Annotated in this window: 15 protein-coding genes; 11 read left to right on the top strand and 4 right to left on the bottom strand. The window is 64.0% G+C overall.

The window, feature by feature from the left end; translation table 11 throughout:
* Positions 1-39: 39 nt before the first annotated feature.
* From AC3WLD_RS17745 to AC3WLD_RS17735, 3 genes are read left to right on the top strand one after another with little or no spacing between them, the layout of a single operon-like run.
* On the top strand, positions 40-609 hold the full coding sequence (locus AC3WLD_RS17745; RefSeq protein ID WP_492558308.1) for a cysteine dioxygenase family protein: 570 nt from the start codon (positions 40-42) through the stop codon (positions 607-609).
* Entirely contained in the window at positions 609-2,189 is a 1,581-nt protein-coding gene (locus AC3WLD_RS17740) for a rhodanese-like domain-containing protein (RefSeq protein ID WP_492558307.1), read from the top strand. Before AC3WLD_RS17745 ends, AC3WLD_RS17740 begins: the two co-directional genes overlap by 1 nt.
* Before the next feature lie 12 nt (positions 2,190-2,201).
* Positions 2,202-2,837 carry a glutathione S-transferase family protein gene (locus tag AC3WLD_RS17735; protein WP_492558306.1) on the top strand — a complete coding sequence of 212 codons (636 nt, stop codon included), beginning with the start codon at positions 2,202-2,204 and terminating at the stop codon, positions 2,835-2,837.
* Positions 2,838-2,901: 64 nt separating this feature from the next.
* Here the strand turns inward: AC3WLD_RS17735 and AC3WLD_RS17730 are convergent, their stop codons facing one another.
* Complete coding sequence (locus tag AC3WLD_RS17730) at positions 2,902-3,753, bottom strand: TauD/TfdA dioxygenase family protein (RefSeq protein WP_492558305.1); 852 nt, start codon at positions 3,751-3,753, stop codon at positions 2,902-2,904.
* Between the two features lie 182 nt (positions 3,754-3,935).
* On the opposite strand from AC3WLD_RS17730, the gene AC3WLD_RS17725 reads away from it, so the two are divergent.
* The 3 genes from AC3WLD_RS17725 (at position 3,936) to AC3WLD_RS17715 (ending at position 7,298) form a co-directional block, all read left to right on the top strand.
* A complete protein-coding gene (locus tag AC3WLD_RS17725) occupies positions 3,936-4,826 on the top strand; it encodes a LysR family transcriptional regulator (protein WP_492558304.1) in 891 nt (296 codons plus the stop codon).
* 69 nt (positions 4,827-4,895) lie between these two features.
* Entirely contained in the window at positions 4,896-5,987 is a 1,092-nt protein-coding gene (locus AC3WLD_RS17720) for a YeiH family protein (protein WP_492558303.1), read from the top strand.
* A 156-nt stretch (positions 5,988-6,143) separates the two neighbouring features.
* A complete protein-coding gene (locus AC3WLD_RS17715) occupies positions 6,144-7,298 on the top strand; it encodes an oxidoreductase (protein ID WP_492558302.1) in 1,155 nt (384 codons plus the stop codon).
* Positions 7,299-7,349: 51 nt separating this feature from the next.
* Here AC3WLD_RS17715 and AC3WLD_RS17710 read toward each other — a convergent pair whose 3' ends face one another.
* Positions 7,350-8,396, bottom strand: coding sequence for an NAD(P)-dependent alcohol dehydrogenase (locus AC3WLD_RS17710; protein ID WP_492558301.1), 1,047 nt, complete (start codon positions 8,394-8,396; stop codon positions 7,350-7,352).
* 165 nt (positions 8,397-8,561) lie between these two features.
* On the bottom strand, positions 8,562-11,603 hold the full coding sequence (locus AC3WLD_RS17705; RefSeq protein WP_492558300.1) for an amidohydrolase family protein: 3,042 nt from the start codon (positions 11,601-11,603) through the stop codon (positions 8,562-8,564).
* Positions 11,604-11,838: 235 nt separating this feature from the next.
* On the opposite strand from AC3WLD_RS17705, the gene car reads away from it, so the two are divergent.
* Entirely contained in the window at positions 11,839-15,267 is a 3,429-nt protein-coding gene (gene car, locus AC3WLD_RS17700; RefSeq protein ID WP_492558299.1) for a carboxylic acid reductase, read from the top strand.
* On the top strand, positions 15,264-16,505 hold the full coding sequence (locus tag AC3WLD_RS17695; protein WP_492558298.1) for an MFS transporter: 1,242 nt from the start codon (positions 15,264-15,266) through the stop codon (positions 16,503-16,505). The genes car and AC3WLD_RS17695 overlap by 4 nt, the downstream gene beginning before the upstream one ends.
* Before the next feature lie 98 nt (positions 16,506-16,603).
* Here AC3WLD_RS17695 and AC3WLD_RS17690 read toward each other — a convergent pair whose 3' ends face one another.
* On the bottom strand, positions 16,604-17,110 hold the full coding sequence (locus tag AC3WLD_RS17690) for a nuclear transport factor 2 family protein (RefSeq protein ID WP_492558297.1): 507 nt from the start codon (positions 17,108-17,110) through the stop codon (positions 16,604-16,606).
* Between the two features lie 641 nt (positions 17,111-17,751).
* Between AC3WLD_RS17690 and AC3WLD_RS17685 the strand changes: the two genes are divergently transcribed.
* The 3 genes from AC3WLD_RS17685 (at position 17,752) to AC3WLD_RS17675 (ending at position 22,711) form a co-directional block, all read left to right on the top strand.
* Positions 17,752-20,109, top strand: coding sequence for a TonB-dependent receptor (locus AC3WLD_RS17685; protein ID WP_492558296.1), 2,358 nt, complete (start codon positions 17,752-17,754; stop codon positions 20,107-20,109).
* An 89-nt stretch (positions 20,110-20,198) separates the two neighbouring features.
* On the top strand, positions 20,199-22,331 hold the full coding sequence (locus tag AC3WLD_RS17680; protein ID WP_492558295.1) for an oxidoreductase: 2,133 nt from the start codon (positions 20,199-20,201) through the stop codon (positions 22,329-22,331).
* A 41-nt stretch (positions 22,332-22,372) separates the two neighbouring features.
* Positions 22,373-22,711: a hypothetical protein gene (locus tag AC3WLD_RS17675; RefSeq protein WP_492558294.1), complete on the top strand. Its 339-nt coding sequence runs from the start codon at positions 22,373-22,375 to the stop codon at positions 22,709-22,711.
* The last annotated feature ends 36 nt before the right edge of the window (positions 22,712-22,747 follow it).

The following is a 22,747-nucleotide window of genomic DNA, read 5'->3' as shown; positions in this document are numbered from 1 at the left end:
CGCAGGCGCGTTTTCGCAACGGGGACAGGATACCGCGTCTTGCAGGCATTGGTCGATTTCTGCCGCGCACTTGAGCGCATCGTCGTCTCGGACGCGTCCACTGGCATCGCGGCCGCGCGCGCGGCCGAAGCGATGGGTGTGCTTGTCGCCGATGACGGCTGGTTGCCCGACGCCTGGGCCGCTCCGAGCGAGGTGCGCTACCAGCAGCACCTGCTTTATCTCGACGCGTCGGCGCGGTTCTCGGTTGTGAGTTTCGTCTGGGCGCCTGGGCAACACACCCCGATCCACGATCACGGCGGCCTGTGGGGTGTCGTCGGCGTCCTGCGTGGGGCTGAGCGATCAACTCGCTACGACCTGGGCGCTGATCGGGCGCTGACGGCGCACGCGCCCGACCTGCTCGCTGCAGGCGCCGTCGAAGTGCTCGACCCGGCGGTTGGCGACATTCACGCGGTGACGAACGCGCTTGCCGACCGGGTATCGGTTTCGATCCATGCCTATGGCGGCGACATCGGTTCGATCGAACGGCGCGCATTCGATCCCGACGGCACACCCCGGCGGTTCGTGTCGCGCTATTCGCCGCAACCCCCTATGATCGAGGTTCTCCCCTGATGCCTCCGCCATCACCACGCCGCGCCGCTCCGCACGAAGTCCATCGGGCGTGGAAATTGCGCCACGAGATCGCGGTGCTCGACGTGCGCGAGGAATTCGCTTTCGCCGACGGGCACCCGCTGTTCGCCGCCTGCGTGCCGCTGTCGAGGATCGAGGTCGGCATCCGGGACCTGCTGCCCCGCGCGGACGTGCCGATCGTGCTCTACGGCGAGGACGAGGACCAGGCGATGCAGGCGATCGACTGGCTGTCGGGTGCGGGCTTTTCCGACCTGCGCTTGCTTGATGGCGGGCTGGAAGGGTGGCGCGCGGCGGGACTGGAACTGTTCGCAGACGTCAATTCGCCGAGCAAGGCGTTCGGCGAACTTGTCGAGAGCCGGCGGCACACGCCACACATAACGGCGCTCGACCTCAACGAAAGGCTGGCTGCCAACGAAGACCTTGTCGTGCTCGACGCAAGGCGGTTCGACGAATACCAGACGATGAGCATACCCACTGCGATCAGCGTGCCAGGCGCCGAACTGGTGCTGCGCGCCGGTGACATCGCCGTCGATCCGGCGACCCCCATCGTCGTCAATTGCGCGGGACGCACGCGCAGCATCATCGGCGCACAGTCGCTCATCAACGCGGGGCTTCCCAATCCGATCATGGCTCTGCGCAACGGCACGATCGGTTGGTCGCTGGATGAACTCGAACTCGATACCGGGCAGGCGCGCAGTTATCCCGACGTGGATCCTGAAAAGATCCGCGGTCGGCGTGAGCATGCCCGATCGGTGAGCTATCGCGCCGGGGTCCGCACGATCCGCGGCGAGGATCTGGCCGTGGCAATGACGCCCGGGCGCACCGTCTATCGCTTCGACGTCCGCTCGCTGGCCGAGCATGAGGCCGGCCATCCGTCGGGCTTTCGCCACGTGGCCGGGGGGCAGCTGGTGCAGGAGACCGACATGAATGCGCCGGTTCGCGGCGCGCTGATCGTCCTGTTCGACGATCTTGGTGCACGTGCGCACATGAGTGCTTCTTGGCTCGCGCAGATGGGCTGGGACGTGGTCGTCATCGAGGAAGCGGGCGCTGCGCTGCCCGTTGAGCGGGGGATCGCTCCCAACGCTCGCGTGCCGGCCCCAACCTGCGCCATGATCGGGCCGGACGCGCTGGCCGCGAACGCGGGCGAATGCCTGATCCTGGACCTTGCGCTCAGCACCCAGCACAAGAAGGGCCACGTGCCGGGCGCACGGTTCGTAATGCGCGGGCGTCTGGGCCGCGACCTGCCTCCGGTAGCCGAAGGAACGACGATCGTGCTGACGTCGCCAGACGATGAGCTGGCGCGCCACGCCGCGCCCGAAGTGGCCGCGATCACCGGGCGCCACGTCCTCGTGCTCGAAGGCGGAACGAAAGGCTGGTCGGCCGCTGGCCATCCGCTTGCCAAGGGCCTCGCCAATCCGCTTTCGGCGAACGAGGACGCCTACCGCCGGCCCTATGAAGGCACGGACAACCCGCGAGAGAAGATGCAAGCCTACCTCGACTGGGAATACGGGCTCGTCGCGCAACTTGAACGGGACGCCAGCCATGGTTTCTTCGTGATCTAGGGAGCAAGCACAGTGACCATCGAACTTCACTTCGCCCCCGGCTCCTGCGCCTTTGCACCCTTGGTTGCGCTGGAGGAAGCGGGCGCGCAATTCATGCCGCATCGTCTCGTTCTTGCCGAAGGCGACCAGCGGCGCAGCGAGTTTCTGGCGATCAACCCGCTGGGGCGGGTGCCCGCGCTGATCGTCGACGGCAAGGTGGTGACCGAGACGATCGCAGTGCTGACCTATGTCGCCAACCGCTTCCCCGATGCGCAGCTACTGCCGCTTGCCGACCCGCTGGCGCTGGCGCGCTGCTACGAGATGATGGCCTGGCTTGCGACGGACCAGCAGGTCTTCATCGCGCAGCTCTGGCGCACCGAGCGCTTTGCTGCGGACGAGACGACAGCGGCCGGCCTGAAGGCCGAGGCGCTGCAGAGGCTGAAGTACGGGTTCGAAATGATTGAACAGAGGATCGCCGGACCTTGGGTGATGGGCGAGAACTATACGATCGTAGATCCGTATGTCGCTGTGTTCCGTCGCTGGGCCGAGCGCCTCGAGCTCGACACCACGGGGTGGACCCGCTGGAACGAGCACAATCGCCGCTTCCTCGAACGGCCTGCAACCCAGGCTGCGCTGGCGCACGAGGCGGCGACAAGGGTGCCGGCCTGACAAGCCGCCACCGGCCGGAACATGCGTGGAGGAACCGATTGCGGTCGCCCCGGCCGGCGCAGTGTCAGACCCGGGTCGGGTTCAGCGCCACCGGGATCGCGCCGTCGATCGAGACGCGGTGCATGACCCGGCGTTCGGTGTAGTCGGCCGTGGCGTAGTGCTGCGTCGAATGATTGAACCACATGGCGACGTCACCCTTGGCCCATCGCCAGCGCACGCAGTTTTCGGGCCGGGTGACATGCGCCTGCACCATTTCGTAGATGCTGAGCGATTCGGGATAGCTCATCCCCAGAATCTGGCGGAAGGCGAAGCCCATCAGAATCGCCGGTTCGCCAGTTTCCGGCACCACGTGGACCACCGGATGCACCGCCTCGCTGCCGATGCCAGGGTTGCGGTCATAGACGCCCGAGAGCTTCTCGGGCATGCCGGCCTCGTCGGTCGAATGGCGCGCGTAGGCGTGGTCGATCAAGCGCTTGAGGCTGTCGGGCAGTCCTTGATAGGCGGTCGCCGTGTTCGACCATAGCGTGTCGCCGCCGATCGATGGCAACTCGATCGCGCGGAGCACCGAGGCATACGATAACCGCTCCTGATACGTGACGTCGGTGTGCCAGCCATCGACTCTCAGCCCGTTTGTTGAATCTAGCTCGAACACCGTCTTGGTGCCCTTCGGCGGCTTGACCAACGGGTGCGCGGTCGTCGTCCCGAACAGTCCGGCAAAGGCCTCCTGCTCCTGATCGGTCAGGTCGAACTGTTCACGGAAGAATATGACCTTGTAGCGATGCAACGCGTTGCGCAACGCTTCGACGACGGCCTGCGACAAGTCTCCACCAAGTCTGATGTCATGGATAATGGCGCCAATGCGCGGCGACAGTCGTTCGATCTTGAGCTCGATTTTGCCATCGGTCTGCACAGCCATGGTTCTCTCTCCCGTGCCCCGTCCTTCTCGGCGGTGCTGCTGGTGATTGCCCAATTCTGGGGCTTGTCCCACGCCGTCACAAGCAAGTCCTTTTTAGGGAGGGTTTAGCGTGCGTCAGGCCAGTGTCCGCCGTTCGGGATCACAAATGAGATGATTACAGGACCTAATCGTTCGTACTATGAATGATGACCTTTTCTTATACATTATCGGTCGAGAGAGGTCAGCAACACTTCCCAATGGCGGTCAATCTACCCACCGAATTGCTCCGCACGTTCGCTGCGGTCGTCGACTGTTCGACGATGCTGAAGGCAAGCAGCCAGATCAACGTCACTCCGTCGGCAATCAGCTTGCAAATAAAGCGGCTCGAGGAAATCGTCGGCATGCCGCTGTTCTTTCGCGACGCCCGGCGGCTGACGGTCTCGCCGGCGGGGCAGATCCTGCTCGACTATGCACGCACGATTCTCGCCTGCAACGACGAAGCGATCGAGACCCTGAAAGGCGAGCGTTCAGCGGGTGCGATCAGCCTCGGCGTCGTCGAGGACTTCGCCCGGACCCTGCTGTCGGGCGCGCTGCGTCTGTTCTCGGCTCTGAACCCGGACAGCCGGCTAAGCCTGCGCATTTGCGGCTCGCGCGAACTGCGTGAGCTGGTGCAGTCGAACCGGCTCGATCTCGCCGTGGTAATCGCCGGGTCCGACGATCCTGAGATCGTCGCCGAGCGTCCCGTGTCGTGGTACGGCGACCAGGATCTGGTCACGCGCGACGTCCTGCCGCTGGCCTTGCTCGAGGCGCCCTGCATGTTCCGCGAGATGGGCATCAATGCGCTCGACCGGGCAAAGATACCTTACGAGATCGTGGTGGAAACAGCCTCCGCCTCGGTATTGCATGCCGCGATCGAAGCCGGGCTGGCGATCGCGCCGCGAACCGGCACCTTCATGATGGACAATCCGGCACATCGGGTCGCCGGATTGCCCGAGCTGGGAAGTGTCGGTTACGCCGTTCTCGAGAATGCGCATATCTCTCGCGGTGCGGCACGGCTTGCCAATCTCTTGCGGACCTCGCTGCGCGAAATCTGAGCAGGGGCAAGGGCGCGAGACCTGGTCTGCGCCGATCTGGCCGATATTGATCGAAGGGGGGCGGAGGGCATGATGATTTCGCGGCGCGACGAATACAATCGCATGCCGGACACCGCCAGCTTCCTCGGCGACCTGTTCGGCGAATACAACGAGGCGGGCGAACCCGTCCGCCCGCGTTTCCAGCTTGCCCAGCTGTGGCCGGGACTGGCTGCCTGTGCCACCGCGGCGGCGGCGGCGGCGTGGCTGGCCGATCACTACGGATTTCCGGTCATTCTCCTTGGTTTGCTGATCGGCGCTTCGCTCAACTTCTTCGGCGACGATGCTCGCGTGTTGCCGGGGCTTAACTTCGTCTCGCGCTATGGCTTGCAGACCGCGATCGTGCTCCTGGGCTTCAACGTCTCGATCGCGCAAGTGACGGCGCTGGGCATCGCCCCGTTCGCGTCCCTCATCGTCATCATGGTTGCGGCGATGCTGGCCGCGCTCGTCGCCGCGCGAGCGCTGCGCCAGCCGCTCGAGGTGGGCCTGCTCGCCGGAGGTGCAACCGCGATCTGCGGAGCAAGCGCAGCCTTCGCACTTTATGCCCTGATGGACCGCAAGCGCGTGGGCGAGGCTCATTTCGCGGTAACCCTGGCGGGCATCTCGCTGGCCAGCGCGATCGCCATGTCGATCTATCCGATCATCGGGCGCGAGATGGGCCTGGGCGATTCCCAGGCCGGCTTCCTCATCGGTGCGACCGTTCACGATGTCGCGCAGGCAATTGGCGGCGGCTATGCCTTTTCGGACGATGCCGGGCGCTATGCAACGATCGTCAAGCTGACCCGAGTGGCGCTTCTGGGCCCTATCGTGCTGGCGGTAGGTCTTTGGTTGAGGATGCGCAAAGGCGGAGCGGCGGGCGGACCGCGCTATCTGCCACCATGGTTCCTTGCCCTGTTTGCCGTGGTGGCAGTGGCGGGCTCGTTCCTGGCGGTACCCATCCCCGTGCGCGACAGCGCGCTCACCGTGTCCAAGATACTGCTGCTGCTGGCGGTAACCGCCACGGCGATGCGCACCCGTCTCAACATGATCGGTGAAGTCGGAATGAAGGGCATAGCGCCGGTGCTGGCGGCGACCCTGGCGAGCCTGGGTGCCGGTCTTGCACTCACATTGCTGCAGGCCCACTAAGGCCTGATCAGGCGGAAGGCATTGATGCATGTTATCCATCTGCCATATCCGCAACGTGATAGCGTCAGGCGGCCGTCCGGTATGGCCTAGCGCTGCCTCGTCGCTGATGTAGCTTTTCGCCACGGCAGAGCATTGCCGGTGACGGCGGAGGCAGCATTGGACGGACTCTTTTCCCCGGTCACGATCGGTTCGGCAACAGTGCCCAACCGCTTCGTCCTGCCTGCGATGCAGCGCGGAATGGCCGTCCGCTATGCCCTGACCCCGCAACTGATCGAATACTATCGTCGCTGCGCACACGGCGGTGCCGGGCTGATTATCACTGAATCGGCGGCGATCGATCACCCCACCTCGACCGGGCACGACGGCTTCGTCCTGATGCTCGACGAAAGCCGCGGCGACGGCTGGCGCCGCTGCATCGACGTCGTCCACGCCGAGGGCAGCAGCGTGCTGGTGCAGCTGAACCACACTGGCGCGTGCCGGGTCGAGAATTCTGGCGGCCCGCGCCCAGACATGGCCTCGATCAGCCCCAGCGGACTGATCCGGACCGGCCAGCCGAACGGCCGTGCCGCCACGCTGGAAGAGCTTGACGAGCTCCGCGACGCTTTCGTGCGCAGCGCGATGTTCGCGAAGAGATTCGGCGCCGACGGGGTCGAGGTCCATTGCGCGCACGGCTATCTGCTCGATCAATTCCTGTGGCACGAGACCAACTTGCGCACGGACGGCTACGGCGGCGCCACCCTTGTCGAACGTGCCCGCTTTCCCGCCGAGATCGTGCGCGCGATCCGCGAGGCTGCGGGTGACGACTTCGTGATCAGCGTGCGTTTCTCGCAGTGGAAGGAAGCTGATTACGACGCCCGCATCGTCGAGGAAGAGGCGGACTTGCGGTCCTTCCTTGCCCGCATGCGTGACGCCGGTGCCGACATGTTCCACGTATCGACCCGACGCTTCTGGGAACCGGCATCGCCCGATCGCAGGCGGACTTTCGCAGGCTGGGTCAAGTCTCTTACCGACGCCCGGGTCGTCGCCGTCGGCTCCGTCGGGCTGAACGTCGACGTGATGGATACGATCTACAGCGAAAAGACGATCGAAAGCCAGGCCGAACACAGCTTCGGCGTGCTTCAGGATCTTTTTGCGTCGGGCGAGTTCGACCTTGTTGCCGTCGGCCGCAGCATGATGGGCGACAACGACTGGGTAAACAAGGTGCGCGACGGGCGCTTTGCGGAGGTGATCCCGTTCCGGCGCGAAATCGTCAAGCAGGCGCTGGGCGAATGGGACGATACGGCGATCCGCCAGGCCGCCGACCACCATTGATCCTGCGCGGAAGCGGCCCCGACCCCGCTGGCGGGGCCGGGGCGCCTATCTTCAGTGGATCGTCGCCATGTCGATGACGAAGCGATATTTGACGTCGGACTTTTCCATCCGTTCGAACGCGGTCTCGATCTGACTTACCGGGATCGTCTCGCAATCGGCGTTGATGCCTTTCTCGGCACAGAAATCGAGCACTTCCTGCGTCTCGGCGATGCTGCCGATGGCAGACGCCGTCAGGATGCGGCGGTTCATCATCATGATGCCGGAATGGAAGCTCGGCACCATGTCGATCATGCCAAGTACCACGATCCGCCCATCAAGCCCTGTCAGCATCAGATAGGGCGTCAGGTCGTGCTGTACCGGGATGGTGTCGATCACGACATCGAACTGGCCCATTGCGGCGCCCATTGCCGCCTGATCGGTCGAGATCAGGACATCGGCCGCACCGAGCGCCTTGGCGTCGTCGCGCTTGCTTTCCGAAGTCGTCACCACCACGACGTGCGCCCCCAATCCGGCGGCGAGTTTGACGGCCATGTGTCCGATCCCGCCCAGTCCGGCGACTGCGACGCGTGAATTCGGGCCGACCCCGGAATGCCGCAGGGCAGACCATGCGGTAACGCCTGCGCAAAGCACCGGTCCTGCCCGCTCGGGGTCGAGCCCCTGGGGTACGCGCAACACGAAATCTTCCGACACCACGATGCTCTCGGAATAGCCGCCGTAAGTTGGCGTGCCGTCATGCCGGTCGCTCCCGCCGTACGTGCCAGTGAACTGGTTTGCGCAATAATGCTCTTCCCCTGACTTGCACGGGGCGCAGACGCGGCAGCTATCGACCATGCAGCCCACGGCCACCACATCGCCAACCTTGTGCTTGCTGACGCTTGAGCCGATTGCCGCCACCTTGCCGACAATCTCATGGCCGGGGACGAAGGGATATTTCGTATGGCCCCAGTCGTTGCGCGCCATGTGCAGGTCGGTGTGGCAAATCCCGCAATAGAGGATGTCGATGGCCACGTCGTCCGCCCGCAGGTTGCGGCGGTCGATCTCAAGCGGCTCGACGCTCTGGCCGGGCGAGAGGGCGGCAAAAGCGCGGGTCTTGGTCATTTCAGAGAGTCTCCCTTATTGGATCTTGTCTTTGCGTCCGGGCGTCGTGCCTGGCTGGCGCAGGTCCGGTTGCCCGCCAGGGCCATCGGTCAGCGCGAATTGCTTTCGCGCGGACCATAGTGCGCAAGCATCGCCCGGTTCGAACGAAATTCCCTGAGGCAGCACTTAGCGATCGTCATCGACCGCACCCTTGACCGGCGAGGCGGTGCCAAGCGCGAGAAGTTCGGCCACGCTGAACGCCCGGCCGTTGGCGACCACCTGGCGCACGTTGAAGAGTGCGCCGATGTCGCGGCGGGGATCGCCCTCTACCAAGACGATGTCGGCCAGCTTCCCGGCCTCGAGCGTGCCCGCGTCGAGGTTGAGGGCGCGCGCCGGCACCGCGGTTGCCGACTGCAAAGCATCGAAAGGCGAAAACCCCGCCGCGACATAGGCCGTCAGTTCGCCGATGAGGTTCGGAGCAATGACAAGATCGGTGCCGGCCACGATGCGCCCGCCCGCTGCATGCAACGCGCGCAGGGTCGCCAGTTGCCCGGGCTGCGCGGCGAGCAGCGCGGCGGGGAGCGGGGCGTCGGCCGTGAACGGGCCGCTGGCCCACGTCGGATAGAACGCCAGGCGTGGATCGCGCCGCAATTGCGGATGCTGCGCAAGATATATGTTGAGCGCGCCGAAAACCGTTGGCGTGATCGTTGCCTGCGACCGGACAAGCAGGCCGACGACGTCTTCGTAGGACCGACCTAGAGGGCCTTCCTTGGGAGAAAAGCCACGCCGGCTACTGCCTTCCAGATGCTCGACGCTGTCGACCCCGGCATATGTCGACGGATAGATCTCGTGCGTGGCGACCGGCACGCCCATCGCATGTGCCGCTGCGATGATCTGGCGCTGCTCGGCGTCGGGCATGCGGACATAGCTCTTGATCAGGTCAAAGCGCAGCGCGCGAGCGCGTTCGAGTTCGCGAGCGAGGTGATCAGGCCCAGAGATCGCCACACCCATGCGGTAATAGACCCGCTGCCATTCGAGCAGGGGCCCGGTGGTATAGATGCGCGGCCCGATCCGCACGCCCGCCTCGCTTGCCTCGCGGTCCTCCACCCCGTCGTACGGTTGGTTGCCCGGATCGCGCACCGTGGTCACGCCATATGCGAGCCAGGCGAGGTGGGCGTTGGCGCCGGCATCTTTCTGCGGATGGGCGTGAAAGTCGATCAGGCCAGGGATCGCGGTCAGACCTGGTGCGTCGATGACCTTGTCGGCGCTGGCGTGGTTGCCCGCAGCATGAGGCAGGATGGCGGTGATCCGGTTGCCGTCGATCACGATATCCATGTCAGTCTGCGTCGTATCGCGCACCGCGTCGACAAGGCCGCCCACGTGCAGCACCAGACGTCCAGCGGGAACCGACATGCGATAGGTGAAGTCGAGCGGCACTTCGCGGTCGTGCGTGCCGTCCGCATCGATCATGCGCAGGCTGTCGGCCGACTGGTAGAGGAGTGCGCCGCCATCACCGCGCCAAGTAGGACAATGCGCGATCCGACTTGAAAGAATGCGCGCCGGGGCAGTCGTCTCTCCGTCGGGACTGACGGGCCAGACCTTGAGCAATCCGTCCTGGATCCCCGCCATGCGCCCGCCGTTTGGTGCCCAGACCGGCCCGCCGCCTCCGCGCGTATCAAGCGTGCGGTCAGTCGCGATGCGCCAGAACGGGGCCTTGCTCGTGTCGACCGGCACGACCCAGACCTGGTTGTATCCCTCGCGCGAGCTTCCCGACAGGGGCCTGGCCAATGCCACTGCGACATATCGGCCGTCGGGCGACCAGGTCGGATTGCCCGGTTGCGGCAATGTCTTCTGGAGCCGGGTGGTCTCCCCTGTAGCCACATCGACCAACATCAGCCCGGCCGTGCCGAAGAAACCGTCATAGTCGAGAAACGCGATTGTTGACCCATCGGGCGACCAGGCCGCGCCGAGCGGCTGCGTTGCCAACGAGGTCAGCCGTCGGTCCACCCCGGTCTTCAAGTCGCGCAGCCAAAGTTGCATCAGCCCGCCGCTCTTGTCCGACGAATAGGCGAGCCGTGTCCCGTCGGGCGACCACGCCGGGTCGGCCTCCATCGAACCGTCGCGGGTCAGCGCGGTCGGCGTGCCGCCGCTGGCCGGCACCGTGTAAAGATCGCCCAGCGCGACGAGCGCGATTGTCTGGCCGTCGGGCGAAAGCGCGGGATGCTGGATGCCCAGCACCTTGCGCGGTGCGGTCGAGGTAAAGTCGCGGCGCGCGCGCGGGTATCGGGCGGTATTGGTTTCCAGCCGTGCCGCGAATGGCACGATACGTGCCTTCGCCTTCGCGATCTCCCGAATATACCCGTCTGCGGTTACATAGGCCGTTTCGCCGCGCCACCCGGCGCGAAACGGAAACACCGGGCCGATGTCGGCAATCGGTTGACCGTCGATCTCGAACTGGCTGCTCGTCGCGTCGCGCGCGACCCACGCGAGCGATCCGCCCGGCGAAAGCGAGGGCGCTTCATAAGTCACGCCGGCCGGCGCGCTGCGCTGGACCACTGCCTCGCCGCCGGCGGCCGCGACGGCCAGGATCGCGCTCGTCCCCGCCTCGCGCCCAGCGAACACGATCCGCTGCCCGTCGGCGGACCATGCGGGCGAGCGATCCTCCCGGGGGCCGCTTGTCAACTGCGTCAGGCGCCCGTCGGCAAGGTCGAGCCGCCAGATGTCGTAACTGCCCCCGCGCTCGCTCGCAAAGGCGATGCTGCGCCCGTCGGGCGACCAGGCCGGTTCGCGGTCGTCGAAGGGTGCATTGGTGAGGCGGCGCTGATCACGCCCGTCGGCACGCATCGACCAGATCGCATAGCGACCTCCGCGATAGGCGTAATACGCGATGCGCGTTCCATCGGGCGACCACGACGGCAGGTGGGCGTCGTCGAACCGATTGGTCAGCGGACGCGCTCTCCCGCCCTTGGCCGGGATCACCCAGATCGTGCCCTGAAGGTCGATGGCGATGTTGCGTCCGTCTGGCGACACCGCCGCCGCGAACGAGGTGCCCGAAGTCACGTCGAAGGCGGATGTGCCTCGTTCCGTGGCGCTCGCGTGGGTGGAAAACACGACTGCGGCCGCCACGGACATCGTTGCTGCCAGTGCCGCCATTGCGGCGCGTCCGCGCACTAGCCGCGCCGAAGGCTTTCGCGGTTCCGGCTTTTCGCGGCTTCCAGCTGTACTCATTTCCGCGCCTCCCCACGCAGCGTGATATCCGCGGCTGATTGCATGATTGGGCAAGGCCCGTCGTCTGGCAAGGAAGGAGCGGTCGCCTCGGCCCGGACCCCGAGACCTGTGCGGGGCACTATCAGATGACGGATACTTTCCTTGAATTGTTGCGCCGTTACAGCGCGCGCCCTCATAACTTCGGGCAACGAGCGTGCGGCGTTAAAGCCTTGCCGCTGAACGAGAGAGGATCGTCATGGCCACCTTAGTGGACAAAGGCGCACGTGCCTTCACGCTGCAGGATCTAGACCCGAACCTCCGCCGCGACGCCGGCTATGAAGAGGCCGCGCGCAACCCGGACGCAACGATCCCGCAGCTCACCATGCACGCCTTCGGGGCCTACCGCGATCGACCGGCGATGGCCTGGCGCGCGGTGCATTCGGGCCGGCTCGATGACGATTACACAATCATCGATTACGCCGAGCTCGAGCGACGCGTGCTCGCCGCCGCCGCGGCGCTCGCGCACGACCCGGCCCTCGGACTAAGGCCGGGGGATCCGGTGGCGATCATGGCCTTCGCCAACGTCGACTTCGCGACGCTTAATCTCACGCTAGGGCTGCTGGGCCTGCCGATCGTGCCGTTGCAAACCACCGCTTCCGTCGAGTCGCTTCTAGGGATGATCGGCGAAGTCAGGGCACCCGTCATCGCGACAGCACTCGAACATCTTGAAACCGCGGTCACTCTGGCGCTCGGCTGTCCCGAGACCCGTGCCGTGGTCGTGTTCGATCACGACGGCTTCGATGATGCGGAAAGCGCGCAGGTCGCAACGCAGAAGGCGCGGCTGGCAGGGGATCGGCCGGATGTGGCCATGTTGACGTTCAGCGAAATGCGCGCGCGGGGCGCGGCGATGCCCCCGGCCACACCCTATCAGCCACTACCGGGCGAGGATCCGCTCGTCGTGGTCTATTATACCTCGGGTAGCACCGGTACACCCAAGGGTGCGATGCACACCCAGCGGCTGGCCAAGGCGGGTTGGCTCAACACCCGCGAGCTCTCGCCGATCGTGTTGAACTATCAGCCGCTCAATCACGTCTATGGCATGGTCTATCTGTGGCTGACGTTTGCCAGCGGCGGCATCACCTGTTTCACGGGGCGGAGCGATCTCAGCACGCTCATGGAAGACATCGCTGCCGTCCGGCCGACTACGATGGCGCTCGTCCCGCGCATATGTGAACTCATCCACCAGCGCTTTACTGCGCAGTATCCTGACGTGGCCGACGAGAAGGAGCTAGACGAGGCGCTGGCGGCGTTCAACGATCGTGCGCTGGGCGGGCGGATCGCGGACGCGGTCGTCGGCTCGGCCCCGCTGGATCCGGGTTTGCGCAGGTTCATCGAGCGGCTGTTCGGCCGTCCCATTGTCGATGGCTACGGGTCGACCGAATCGGGTTCGATCACCCTCGACCAGAAAGTCACACGCCCGCCGATCATCGACTACAAGCTGGTCGACGTGCCCGAACTGGGCTATTTCACCACCGACAAGCCGCACCCGCGCGGCGAGCTGCTCATCAAGTCCGTGGCGCTCTTTGCCGGCTACTTCGGTCGCCCAGACCTGTCGGCGGCGGCGTTCGACGAGGACGGCTATTTTCGCACCGGCGACATCATGGCCGAGCTCGAGCCCGACCGGCTGGCCTATCTCGACCGACGCAACAACGTCGTGAAGCTGGCGCAAGGCGAGTTCGTTGCCATTGCCCCGCTCGAGGCGCTTTTCACGCTGGGCGATCCGGCAATCTCGCAAGTCTATCTCTACGCCAACAGCGCAAGGGCCTACCTCCTCGGCGTGGTGGTGCCCGATCCCGCCGCGCTGCCTTCCGGGCTAGGCGAGGCTGAGGTGAAGGAGCATCTTCTCGCCGCGCTGCGCCGGATCGGCCTCGACGCCGGGCTTAACGCCTATGAAATCCCGCGCGACATCATCGTCGAGAGCGAACCGTTCTCGGTTGCCAACGGGCTGCAGTCCTCGCTCGCGAAGCACCTGCGCCCGGCGCTGAAGGCCCGCTATGGCGATCGGCTGGAGGCGATGTATGCCGCCCATGCCGACGACCAGGCAACAGAGCTCGACGACTTGCGCCGTCACGGCAGCGACCGCCCGATGGTCGAGACCCTGCGCCGCGCCGCCGCGTCCATTCTGGGCATTCAGGCGTCAGAAGTGTCGGACGAAACCTCGTTTGCGGCGCTGGGCGGGGATTCGCTGGCAGGGCTTTCCTATGCGCTGCTGCTCGAGGACATCTACGGATTCCCGGTCGATGTTGGCACGATCATGCATCCTGCCGGATCCTTCGCGCAGCTGGCCCGCGACATAGAGCGGCAGCGTGGCGGCGAGGGCGAGGTAAGCGCGGCCGCCGTACACGGGCCGGAAGCCGCCATCATACACGCCGCCGACCTGACGCTCGACAAGTTCATACCGCGCAAGGTGCTGGCCGAAGCCGACGCAATCGCGCCGGTCTGGACGGGCGAGCCGCGCTGCGTTCTGCTGACTGGGGCTAACGGCTTTCTCGGTCGCTTCCTTGCACTGTCCTGGCTCCGGCGGCTGGCGAAGGTCGACGGCAGGCTCGTCTGCGTCACGCGCGGGACTGACGCTGCGGCGGCGCGAGAAAGGCTGATGCGTTCGTTCGCGGGTGGCGACGACGCGCTGGCGCGCGAAATCGCCGCAATCGCCGAAGGGCGGCTCGAGGTGCTGGCCGGGGATCTCGCCGCGCCGCACCTCGGACTTGCTGATGCCGACTGGTCGCGCCTCGCCACGGATGTCGATACGATCGTGCACCCCGCCGCGCTGGTCAATCACGTCCTGCCCTATGCGCAACTTTTCCGGCCCAATGTCGCAGGCACGGCAAGCCTGATAGAACTGGCGCTGACCACGCGGGCCAAGCGCATCATTCACGTGTCGACGGTTGCCGCCGCTTTCCATGATGGTCGCGTCGCGACGGAAGACGACGATGTGCGCGCGGCGATCCCCGCATGGCGCGCATCAAGCGGCTATGCCGATGGCTATGGCGCCAGCAAGTGGGCCGCCGAGGTGCTGCTGCGCGAGGCGCACGAGTGTTTCGGGTTACCAGTCAGCGTTTTCCGGTCGGGCATGATCATGGCGCCCGCCGGCTATTCCGGCCACCTCAACCTTCCCGACATCTTCACGCGCCAGATTCTCAGCCTCGCCGCAACGCGGCTGGCACCGGACAGCTTCTACGAAGGAGAGCGCGCACATTACGATGGGCTGCCGGTCGACTTCATCGCCGACGCCGTCGCCGCGATCGGTGCGGGCGGGGCTTCGGGGTTCTCGACGTACCATGTGCTCAATCCGCATGACGATGCCGTGTCGTTCGACACATTCGTCCACTGGCTTGAGGAGCTGGGTTACACGATGACGCGCGCTCCATTTGCCCAATGGCGCGATCGCTTCGAAGGGGCGCTGCGCGCCTTGCCCGACGAAACTCGCCAAGCCTCGATGCTGCCGCTTCTTGAAGCCGTAGCCCGACCGCAGCCGGCAAATCCCGGGTCGACGCTGCCCTGTCCCCGCTTTGTCGAAGCGACGGCGCGGGCCGGGGTGACTGCCGACGGCCAGGTGCCGCACCTTGGTGCGGCACTGATCGGGCGATATGTGGCCGATCTGAAGGCGCAGGGATTGCTGTCTTGAGCCGCAGCGAATGGTCGCTCGGCTGGCGCACCGTTGCAGGCGGTAGCGTCGGCATGATCTTCATCGGCGGGGTGACGAGTGTCACTGGCGTGGTGATGGAGCCGCTTGCCACGAACTTCGGCTGGACCCGGGCGCTTGTTACCGCGAACATCATGATCTGCTCGGTCATGTCGCTGCTGCTTGCGCCCCTGGTGGGATACGCCATCGGACGTTTCGGTGTGCGGCGATGCGCCATGACTGGTGCAATCGCGGCGATTCCAGGTGTGTTGGCGATAGCGCTCAATCCCGGAAACGCGGCGTGGTGGATTGTGTCGTGGGTCTTCTTCGGGGCCATCATCACCCTCCTCAGTCCACTGGTCTGGTCAACCGCAGTCACGGAGTTCTTTGACAAGTCACGCGGCATGGCGCTTGCCATCACGCTCAGTGGGGCTGGGCTGGCATTTGCATTCTTCCCGCCACTGGCGCTGGCGATCATCCAGGAACTTGGTTGGCGGGCAGTCTATCTCATCTTTGCAGCGCTATTCGCCTTTGTTCTTTTGCCGGTGCTGTGGGCATGGTTTCATGGCGGACAACCCAGAAGGAACGCGCAGACTGACAGCGCGCAAGCCTCCCTCGAACCGAACGTCTCCTCCTCGTCGCCTGCGATCGGCTCGCCCTTTGCCCGCGCTTTGCGCCGTCGCCAGTTCTGGCAGTTGGCAATCGTCTGCGTGATCGTTGCGGGAGTGGAAGGCGCGATGGCGATCCATCTCTACCCGATCCTGAACGAGGGAGGGCTGTCGCCGATGTCGGCAGCGGCTGCCACCTCGACAATGGGCGCGGCGCTCATCGTCGGTCGTCTCGGCACCGGGTTTCTGCAAGATCACTTCCCGGCACGCCACGTATTCATGCTGGCAATCGCGGCAATCCTCGGCTCGTGCCTGCTGACGCTCGTAAACGAGGGAAGTCCGCTGATGGGCGTGCTCATCGCGGTATTGCTGGGCCTCGGCTCTGGCGGCACGATCAATTCGCTTGCCTACATCTGCGGCCGTTATTTCAGCCTTCTTGCCTATGCCTCGATCTTCGGGCTGATCGCCGGCCTGTTTGCGGTCGGCTACGGTGTCGCGCCGATGATCGCCGCCCATGCGCGCGATGTCGCCGGAGGATATGATCTCATCATTCCGGTGTTCACCGGACTAATCCTGGCGAGCATGGCGGTGGCTGCGTTTCTTGGCAGGGAACCCGACGTCGTCGAGGCTTGAACGGGGACGGATATACGTGGGCAGACGCCCCGCGCCGCACGGCGCGTTCCTTTCTCGCACGATCTTCGTGCGAAGTCGCCGTCAGCCCTCTCCAGCCATCATGAAGGTGCGGAATTTTCGCTGAGAGTGCGCGCCAGTTCGGCAAAACGACTGCGGCCGATTTCCGCAGCATCAAGATTGGCCCAGCCCTGAGACAGCGGCACTGAAAAAATGATGTTCACGCGTGTCATGCTGATCCGCCAACCCGCCTCGGTGCGGCGGTACTCGTCGTCATAGCGTGCCGCGACAATCATGCTCTCGCCTTCTGCCGCATAACGTGCGTCGAGGTAGCAATACCCCTTGGCGGTATCGCCTAGCAGTTCAATCTCGTGATTGTGCAGGAATTGCTTCACGAAGGCACTGTCGGAGAGCCTGCGGGAAGCGGCGAGAATGTTGTCGAGGCCTTCCTGCTTCATGAAGTCGTCGAAATAGACAACTGCGTCCTGAGTATAGATCTCGGCAAAGCGTTCGGGAGTGTTCGAGTTGACGGCATGATGGTACTTGTTCCGAAGGCTCCTGATTTCGTTTAGGTCCTCAAGACGTGCGACGCGTTCTTCGAGGGTCATGATTGCATCCTTCCCTGCTTGTGATGAGCAACTGATGGAAGGTATGGCCAAAGCTCCGTTGCAACAATTTCCAAAGTCGTTCTTGCTGCCATATTCAGGTTGTGATGGTGACCGATCTCCGGTTGGATTGTGCGCCGCCAGCTGATCGCTCCTCCCTGCGCACGACTTCGGACGGATGAAGCCGAAACCCGCAGATACCCGGGCAGATTTGTGCAGCAATGTTGCAAACCTCCGTCGGAATTCGCTCGCCATCAGATAGAGAATATCGCGGTGGTGCCATTTCCAATGCTGGCTGATCGCGTAAGATTGGGTCTGTCCATGTGGATGGATGCATTTGGATGATCGGTTCGACATTCGGCGGGGGGCAAAGCGTCACGATGCGGGGTCGAACTGTGATCCGCGAACACGATTCATGTTCTTTCGGCAGAGGCCAATCGCACTTTTGCCTGGGCCCAATCGCAGCCGATCCCGCGAATAGCGGATCGAAAGCCGGGCGGAGGTCCGGGAAGTCAATAATGAATTCGTGATGGCATCGAAGTCACACGATCCAATTTGGGAGCCGCTATCAATATTTAGTAGGGGAGGATGTTGAAATGAAAAGATTAAAGAGCTTCAGTACCGTTTCGGTTCTTGCTGTATCGATGATGATGGCGATGCAGTCAGCGCAGGCCCAGGAAGCAGCACAGGCCGCTCAGGCCCAGGATGCCGAGTCAGGCTTCGGCGATATCGTCGTCACTGCGCGGAAAGTCGGTGAGGCTTCGCAGTCGCTGCCCATTTCCGTTACGGCCTTCAATGCCGACGAACTGGAAAGCAGGGTCGTGCTTTCGGCACAGGACCTGCAGGCGATCACGCCCGGGTTGACCGTTTCCAACAACGCGACGGGCGGCGTGCCGATCTTCGCCATCCGCGGCACCTCGACCGAGCTCGGCATCGACGGCGGTGTCGCAATCTACTTCAACGACGTGCCGCTCATCTCGACCGTGGGCATCATGAATTCGTTCTATGACGTGTCGACGATCGAAGTGCTCAAGGGTCCGCAGGGAACCCAGTTCGGCACCAACACCACCGGCGGCACGATTTCGGTGCGCTCCAACCTGCCGACCGACGAATTCGAAGGTTCGGTGAAGGCCGGCTATGGCAACTTCAACCGCCGCGAATTCGAAGGCATGATCAACATCCCCGTGAACGATGTCGTCGGCTTGCGGTTTGCGGGCAACTACGTCAAGCGGGACGGCTACGTCAAAAACCCGGACAATGCCGGCATCCTGCCCAAGGCCTTCCAGGACGAAAATCACTATTCGCTGCGCGGCACGTTGTCGATCGATGCCGGATCGTTGCAGAACGTGCTGATCGCCGATTACTATAATCGCGACGAGGCGCCCTATTCCGCAGTGCCGGTGAAGTTCGTGCGTAGTACTCTGGGCATTTTCCTGCCCGACCTCGGTGCACAGCTGGGCGATTACAACACGATCCATGCCGGTCCGAATGCGACCGGCGTGCAGCCCGATCTTTTCGGTAAGGCCGACCTCTATGGCCTCCAGAACCGGACTACCCTCGAACTCTCGGACACGGTTTCGCTGCGCAACGTGCTGGGCTATCGCAATGATCACACCGTGACGAGCGAGAATGCGCCGGGCACGACGCGGCCCGTCACTGTCGATGTCCTGCGAGAAGACAAGACCTCGCAATGGACGAACGACATAACCCTGAGTTTCGACAGCGCGGACATGGGCTTCAAAGCGAGTGTCGGCGGTTACTACTCGTTCTTGCGTCGTTCGACGGGCATCAACGCCAACGTGCTGCAAGGCCTCTTCGCGTTCTTTGGCGCTCCGAACAATGTCATCAGCACCAACAATTTCGAGCGCAAGGAAACAGAATCGAAGGCGGTCTACTTCAATGCCGAATACAAAGTAACCGAGACGCTGGGCGTGCAAGGTGGTTTCCGCTACAACTGGGACGAAATCAAATCCGTTGTCACGTCCGGCGGTAACCTTTCCAATCCGGCGACACCGCTCGGCACGCCGCCCATTTTCGGCTACGATTTCCTGCCGTTTCCCGCCAAGCCGTGTCAACCGGGCAGCCTGGCCGGCTATCCTAACTTCAATCCCCAAACCTGTCTTGGGTCACGCGACGCCAAGTTCAGGGCGCCGAGCTGGCTGCTCGGTGTGACCAACCAGTTCAGCGACCGGGTGCTCGGATATGCCAAGATCAGCCATGGCTACCTTGCCGGCGGAACGAACTTCACTCTGCGCGATCCGGGCCGAACGACGTTCAAGCCCGAGAAGACCACGATGGCGGAAGTGGGCATCAAGGCTGACTGGCGTCTCGGCGACCGACCGATCCGCACGAATCTTGCGCTGTATTACGGCAAGATCAAGGACAAGCAGGTCTTCGCGAATGCCAATTACGCAGGGGGCGGCACAGGCTTCGGTGTCGTCAACGCGGCGAAGGAAACGGTCTATGGCGCGGATTTCGAAATGCGCTATTCGCCGGTGGAGAATTTGACGCTCGATTTCAGCTACAATTACATCCACGCCAAATTCGACGAGTTCATCTATCCAGGCCTTGGCGGGCCTGCACCGGATCCCAGCTTCATTCCGGCGGTCGACCTGAGCGGTGCGACGCCCGCGCAGACCCCCAAACATCAGATCAACGGGGCGATCACCTATGTCTGGCCGCTCGATGAGAATACCGGTGAAATATCGACCACGCTTTCGGGCTACTACACCAGCAGCATCACGCAATCGAACCGCCTTGGCACTTTCGACAGGCTTGCTGGCGGCGAGTTGAACAATCTTTCCGGTTATTTCCTCCTCAACGGGTCGATCAACTGGAAGAACGTGATGGGTTCGCCGGTTAGCCTGCAGATCTGGGGCCGTAACCTCACGAACAAGCACTACGGCACTGCCTCTGCGATCCAGTTCGCCACGTTCGGATACGGCACGGTCACATTTGGTCCGCCGCGTACCTTTGGCGCGTCCATCAGCGTCGATTTCTGAGTTGAAAGGCATTGAGTCCCGGGCTTGTCGCCCGGGACTCAGTGTCCACCGTTTTCGCAACATCGCATTGCGGCAATAGAAATGCCCACATGAAGAACAAAGTCCAACTGTTGTCACCGGGGCGAATTGGCACACTCGAACTGCGGAACCGGATAATCCAGTCGGCGATGGGCACTGGCCTTGCCGAGGCGGACGGGACATGCGGACCCGCCATCATCGCCTTCAACGAGGCGCGGGCGCGGGGCGGGGTGGGGCTGGTCAATATCGGTGCAGTCGGCGTCGCCTATCCCGCCGGGATGGTGATGAAGGACCAGGTCGCGATATCCGACGATCGCTTCATTCCCGGACTGCGGAACCTGGCACGGGCGATCCAAAGCCATGGCGCGCGCATAGCGCTGCAGTTGCAGCATGGGGGGCCGGGATCGACCGAAGACATGATCGCGGGCCGGCCGCTGCTGGTGCCCTCCGTTCCCTCCGCGTCGTCGAGCATATTGAGCACGTTGCTTTTCGACGAAGAGCGTGCGGATTCTGCGTTTGGTCGGATCCAGGCGCCGCCCTCCTACCATGTCATGGACAAGTCGGATATTGCCGCGGTGATCGCGCAATTCGCCAGCGCCGCGCGGCGGACGGTGGCGGCAGGTGTGGACGCGATCGAGATCCACGCCGCGCACGGCTATCTGCTACGCAGTTTTCTGTCCCCTGCGACCAACACCCGAACGGATGATTATGGCGGATCGGCGGAGAATCGGGCGCGGTTCCTGATCGAGACGATCGCTGCCATCCGCGAGGAGATCGGGCGGGATTTCCCGCTGTGGTGCAAGATCAACGCCATCGAATTCAACTTGGACAATGGCTTCACGGTCGAGGATGCCTGCATCACCGCACGTCTGGCGCAAAAGGCCGGGTCCGACGCCATAAGCGCAAGCGCCTATAGCGGCAGCAGTCGCGGGCGCGGCCTGGTCGGCGGCTCTGCGGCCATGCGCCCAGCCAACTATGTTCCCTTCGCCGCACAGATCCGCGAGGCGGTGGATATTCCGGTTATCACTGCGGGTCGGATCGAGGTCGATGTCGCCGATCGGCTTTTGGGCGAGGGGCAGATCGACTTCATCGGCATGGGGCGCAAGCTGCTTGCCGATCCGGACCTCGCCCGAAAACTGCAGGACGGGACCCCTGATGCGGTACGGCCCTGCATTTACTGCTATACGTGCATCTCGGAGGTTACGCTCGACCGGCCGGTGCGCTGCGCGGTCAACGGAGCGACGGGCCGCGAACACGCGATCGATGTCGGCTCGCCCGCGTCGTCCCCGCGCCGCGTGGTCGTGGTCGGTGGCGGGCCCGGTGGGATGGAGGCAGCCCGCCTGCTCGCCGCGATGGGGCATGCCGTTACGCTGATCGAGGCGTCGGCGGACCTTGGCGGCACGGCACGCATCGCGGCCATCGCCTACGAACCCAATGGCCGGATCGTCGAGTGGCTCAAGCGGCAGGTGCAGAATAGCTCGATCGACGTCCGGCTGGGCACTCCTGCCAGTGTCGATAGCGTGGTCGCCATGGCGCCCGACGCGGTCGTCGTGGCGACCGGCGCCGCTCGTCCGCGGGTGCCAATCCCGGGCGCCGAACTGAAGCATGTCTATGATGGCAACGATCTGCGCTATCTCCTGACCGGGGAGGGGCCGACCGCAAATGCCGGCACAAAGTTCTCGCCGCTGATCCGTGCCGTCATGAGCGTCGGGCGCAAGCTGGACCTGACCGGGTCGCCCGAGATGGTCCGCCGCGCCAGCCGGATGTGGATGCCGCTCGGCAAGACAATCGTGATCGTGGGGGGTGATCTGGTCGGGCTGGAACTGGCTGAATTCCTCGCCCACCGCGGACGCACCGTCACGATCATCGACGATACGCCCAAGTTCGGCAAAGGGCTGCCAGTGCTGCGTCGGGGCGATGTTCTCGACGAACTGGAAACGGCGGGCGTGACGATGATCCCTTCGGCAGCCGACATTGCGATCACGCCCAGTGCTGTCCGCTGCACCGATGGCGCCGGTACGCAGCGCACAATCGCGGCCGAGAACGTCATTCTTGCCAAGGGCGCAACGGCCGACCTGGCGTTGGCCACGCAGCTTCGGGACGCGGGTGTCGAAGCCTTCGCCATCGGCGACTGCAAGGGGGTTGGCTACATCGCCCAGGCTATGCGGGACGCCGCGGACGTGGCTGCTCTGCTGCGCCGCTAGTCGCAGCGCAAAATCATACCGCCAAGACAGAAGGACTAAACATGGGCCGCTATACTTTCATGGTTCTCGCCTCGCCAAAGGATGGCCACGAGGCCGACTGGAATGCCTGGCACGAGGAGCGGCATGTCAAAGACGTCCTCGCCATCGACGGGGTTCTGAACGCGCAGCGGCTGCGATCGGCAGCCGTGCAACAGGAAGGTTCAGGCAATAAATGGAAGTTTGCGACCATCTATGAAATAGAAGCGGATGATCCCCAAACCGTGTTCGACGCGATAGCCGAGCGGATCGGCACCGATCGCATGCCGATGACCTCACACAGCGACCCGTCGAAAACCGTGTCCCAGTTGTGGGAAACCATATCGGTTCATCAGTCGGCCTGATATCGGAACTCGGTCACAGCCGGGCATCCGCATCGA

The sequence above is a fragment of the Novosphingobium sp. FW305-C-111 genome (assembly GCF_058783565.1).
The sequence above is the reverse complement of the archived record's forward strand: the minus strand, read 5'-3'. Positions and strand labels throughout refer to the sequence as shown.

What these genes read in the sequence shown, in the direction of transcription:
- AC3WLD_RS17685 (WP_492558296.1), top strand. Translation starts at nt 17,752, where the DNA reads ATGATGATGGCGATGCAGTCAGCGCAGGCCCAGGAAGCAGCACAGGCC.
- AC3WLD_RS17710 (WP_492558301.1), bottom strand. Translation starts at nt 8,396, where the DNA reads ATGACCAAGACCCGCGCTTTTGCCGCCCTCTCGCCCGGCCAGAGCGTC.
- AC3WLD_RS17680 (WP_492558295.1), top strand. Translation starts at nt 20,199, where the DNA reads ATGAAGAACAAAGTCCAACTGTTGTCACCGGGGCGAATTGGCACACTC.
- AC3WLD_RS17725 (WP_492558304.1), top strand. Translation starts at nt 3,936, where the DNA reads ATGATGACCTTTTCTTATACATTATCGGTCGAGAGAGGTCAGCAACAC.
- AC3WLD_RS17730 (WP_492558305.1), bottom strand. Translation starts at nt 3,753, where the DNA reads ATGGCTGTGCAGACCGATGGCAAAATCGAGCTCAAGATCGAACGACTG.
- car (WP_492558299.1), top strand. Translation starts at nt 11,839, where the DNA reads ATGGCCACCTTAGTGGACAAAGGCGCACGTGCCTTCACGCTGCAGGAT.
- AC3WLD_RS17675 (WP_492558294.1), top strand. Translation starts at nt 22,373, where the DNA reads ATGGGCCGCTATACTTTCATGGTTCTCGCCTCGCCAAAGGATGGCCAC.
- AC3WLD_RS17705 (WP_492558300.1), bottom strand. Translation starts at nt 11,603, where the DNA reads ATGAGTACAGCTGGAAGCCGCGAAAAGCCGGAACCGCGAAAGCCTTCG.
- AC3WLD_RS17740 (WP_492558307.1), top strand. Translation starts at nt 609, where the DNA reads ATGCCTCCGCCATCACCACGCCGCGCCGCTCCGCACGAAGTCCATCGG.
- AC3WLD_RS17720 (WP_492558303.1), top strand. Translation starts at nt 4,896, where the DNA reads ATGATGATTTCGCGGCGCGACGAATACAATCGCATGCCGGACACCGCC.
- AC3WLD_RS17690 (WP_492558297.1), bottom strand. Translation starts at nt 17,110, where the DNA reads ATGACCCTCGAAGAACGCGTCGCACGTCTTGAGGACCTAAACGAAATC.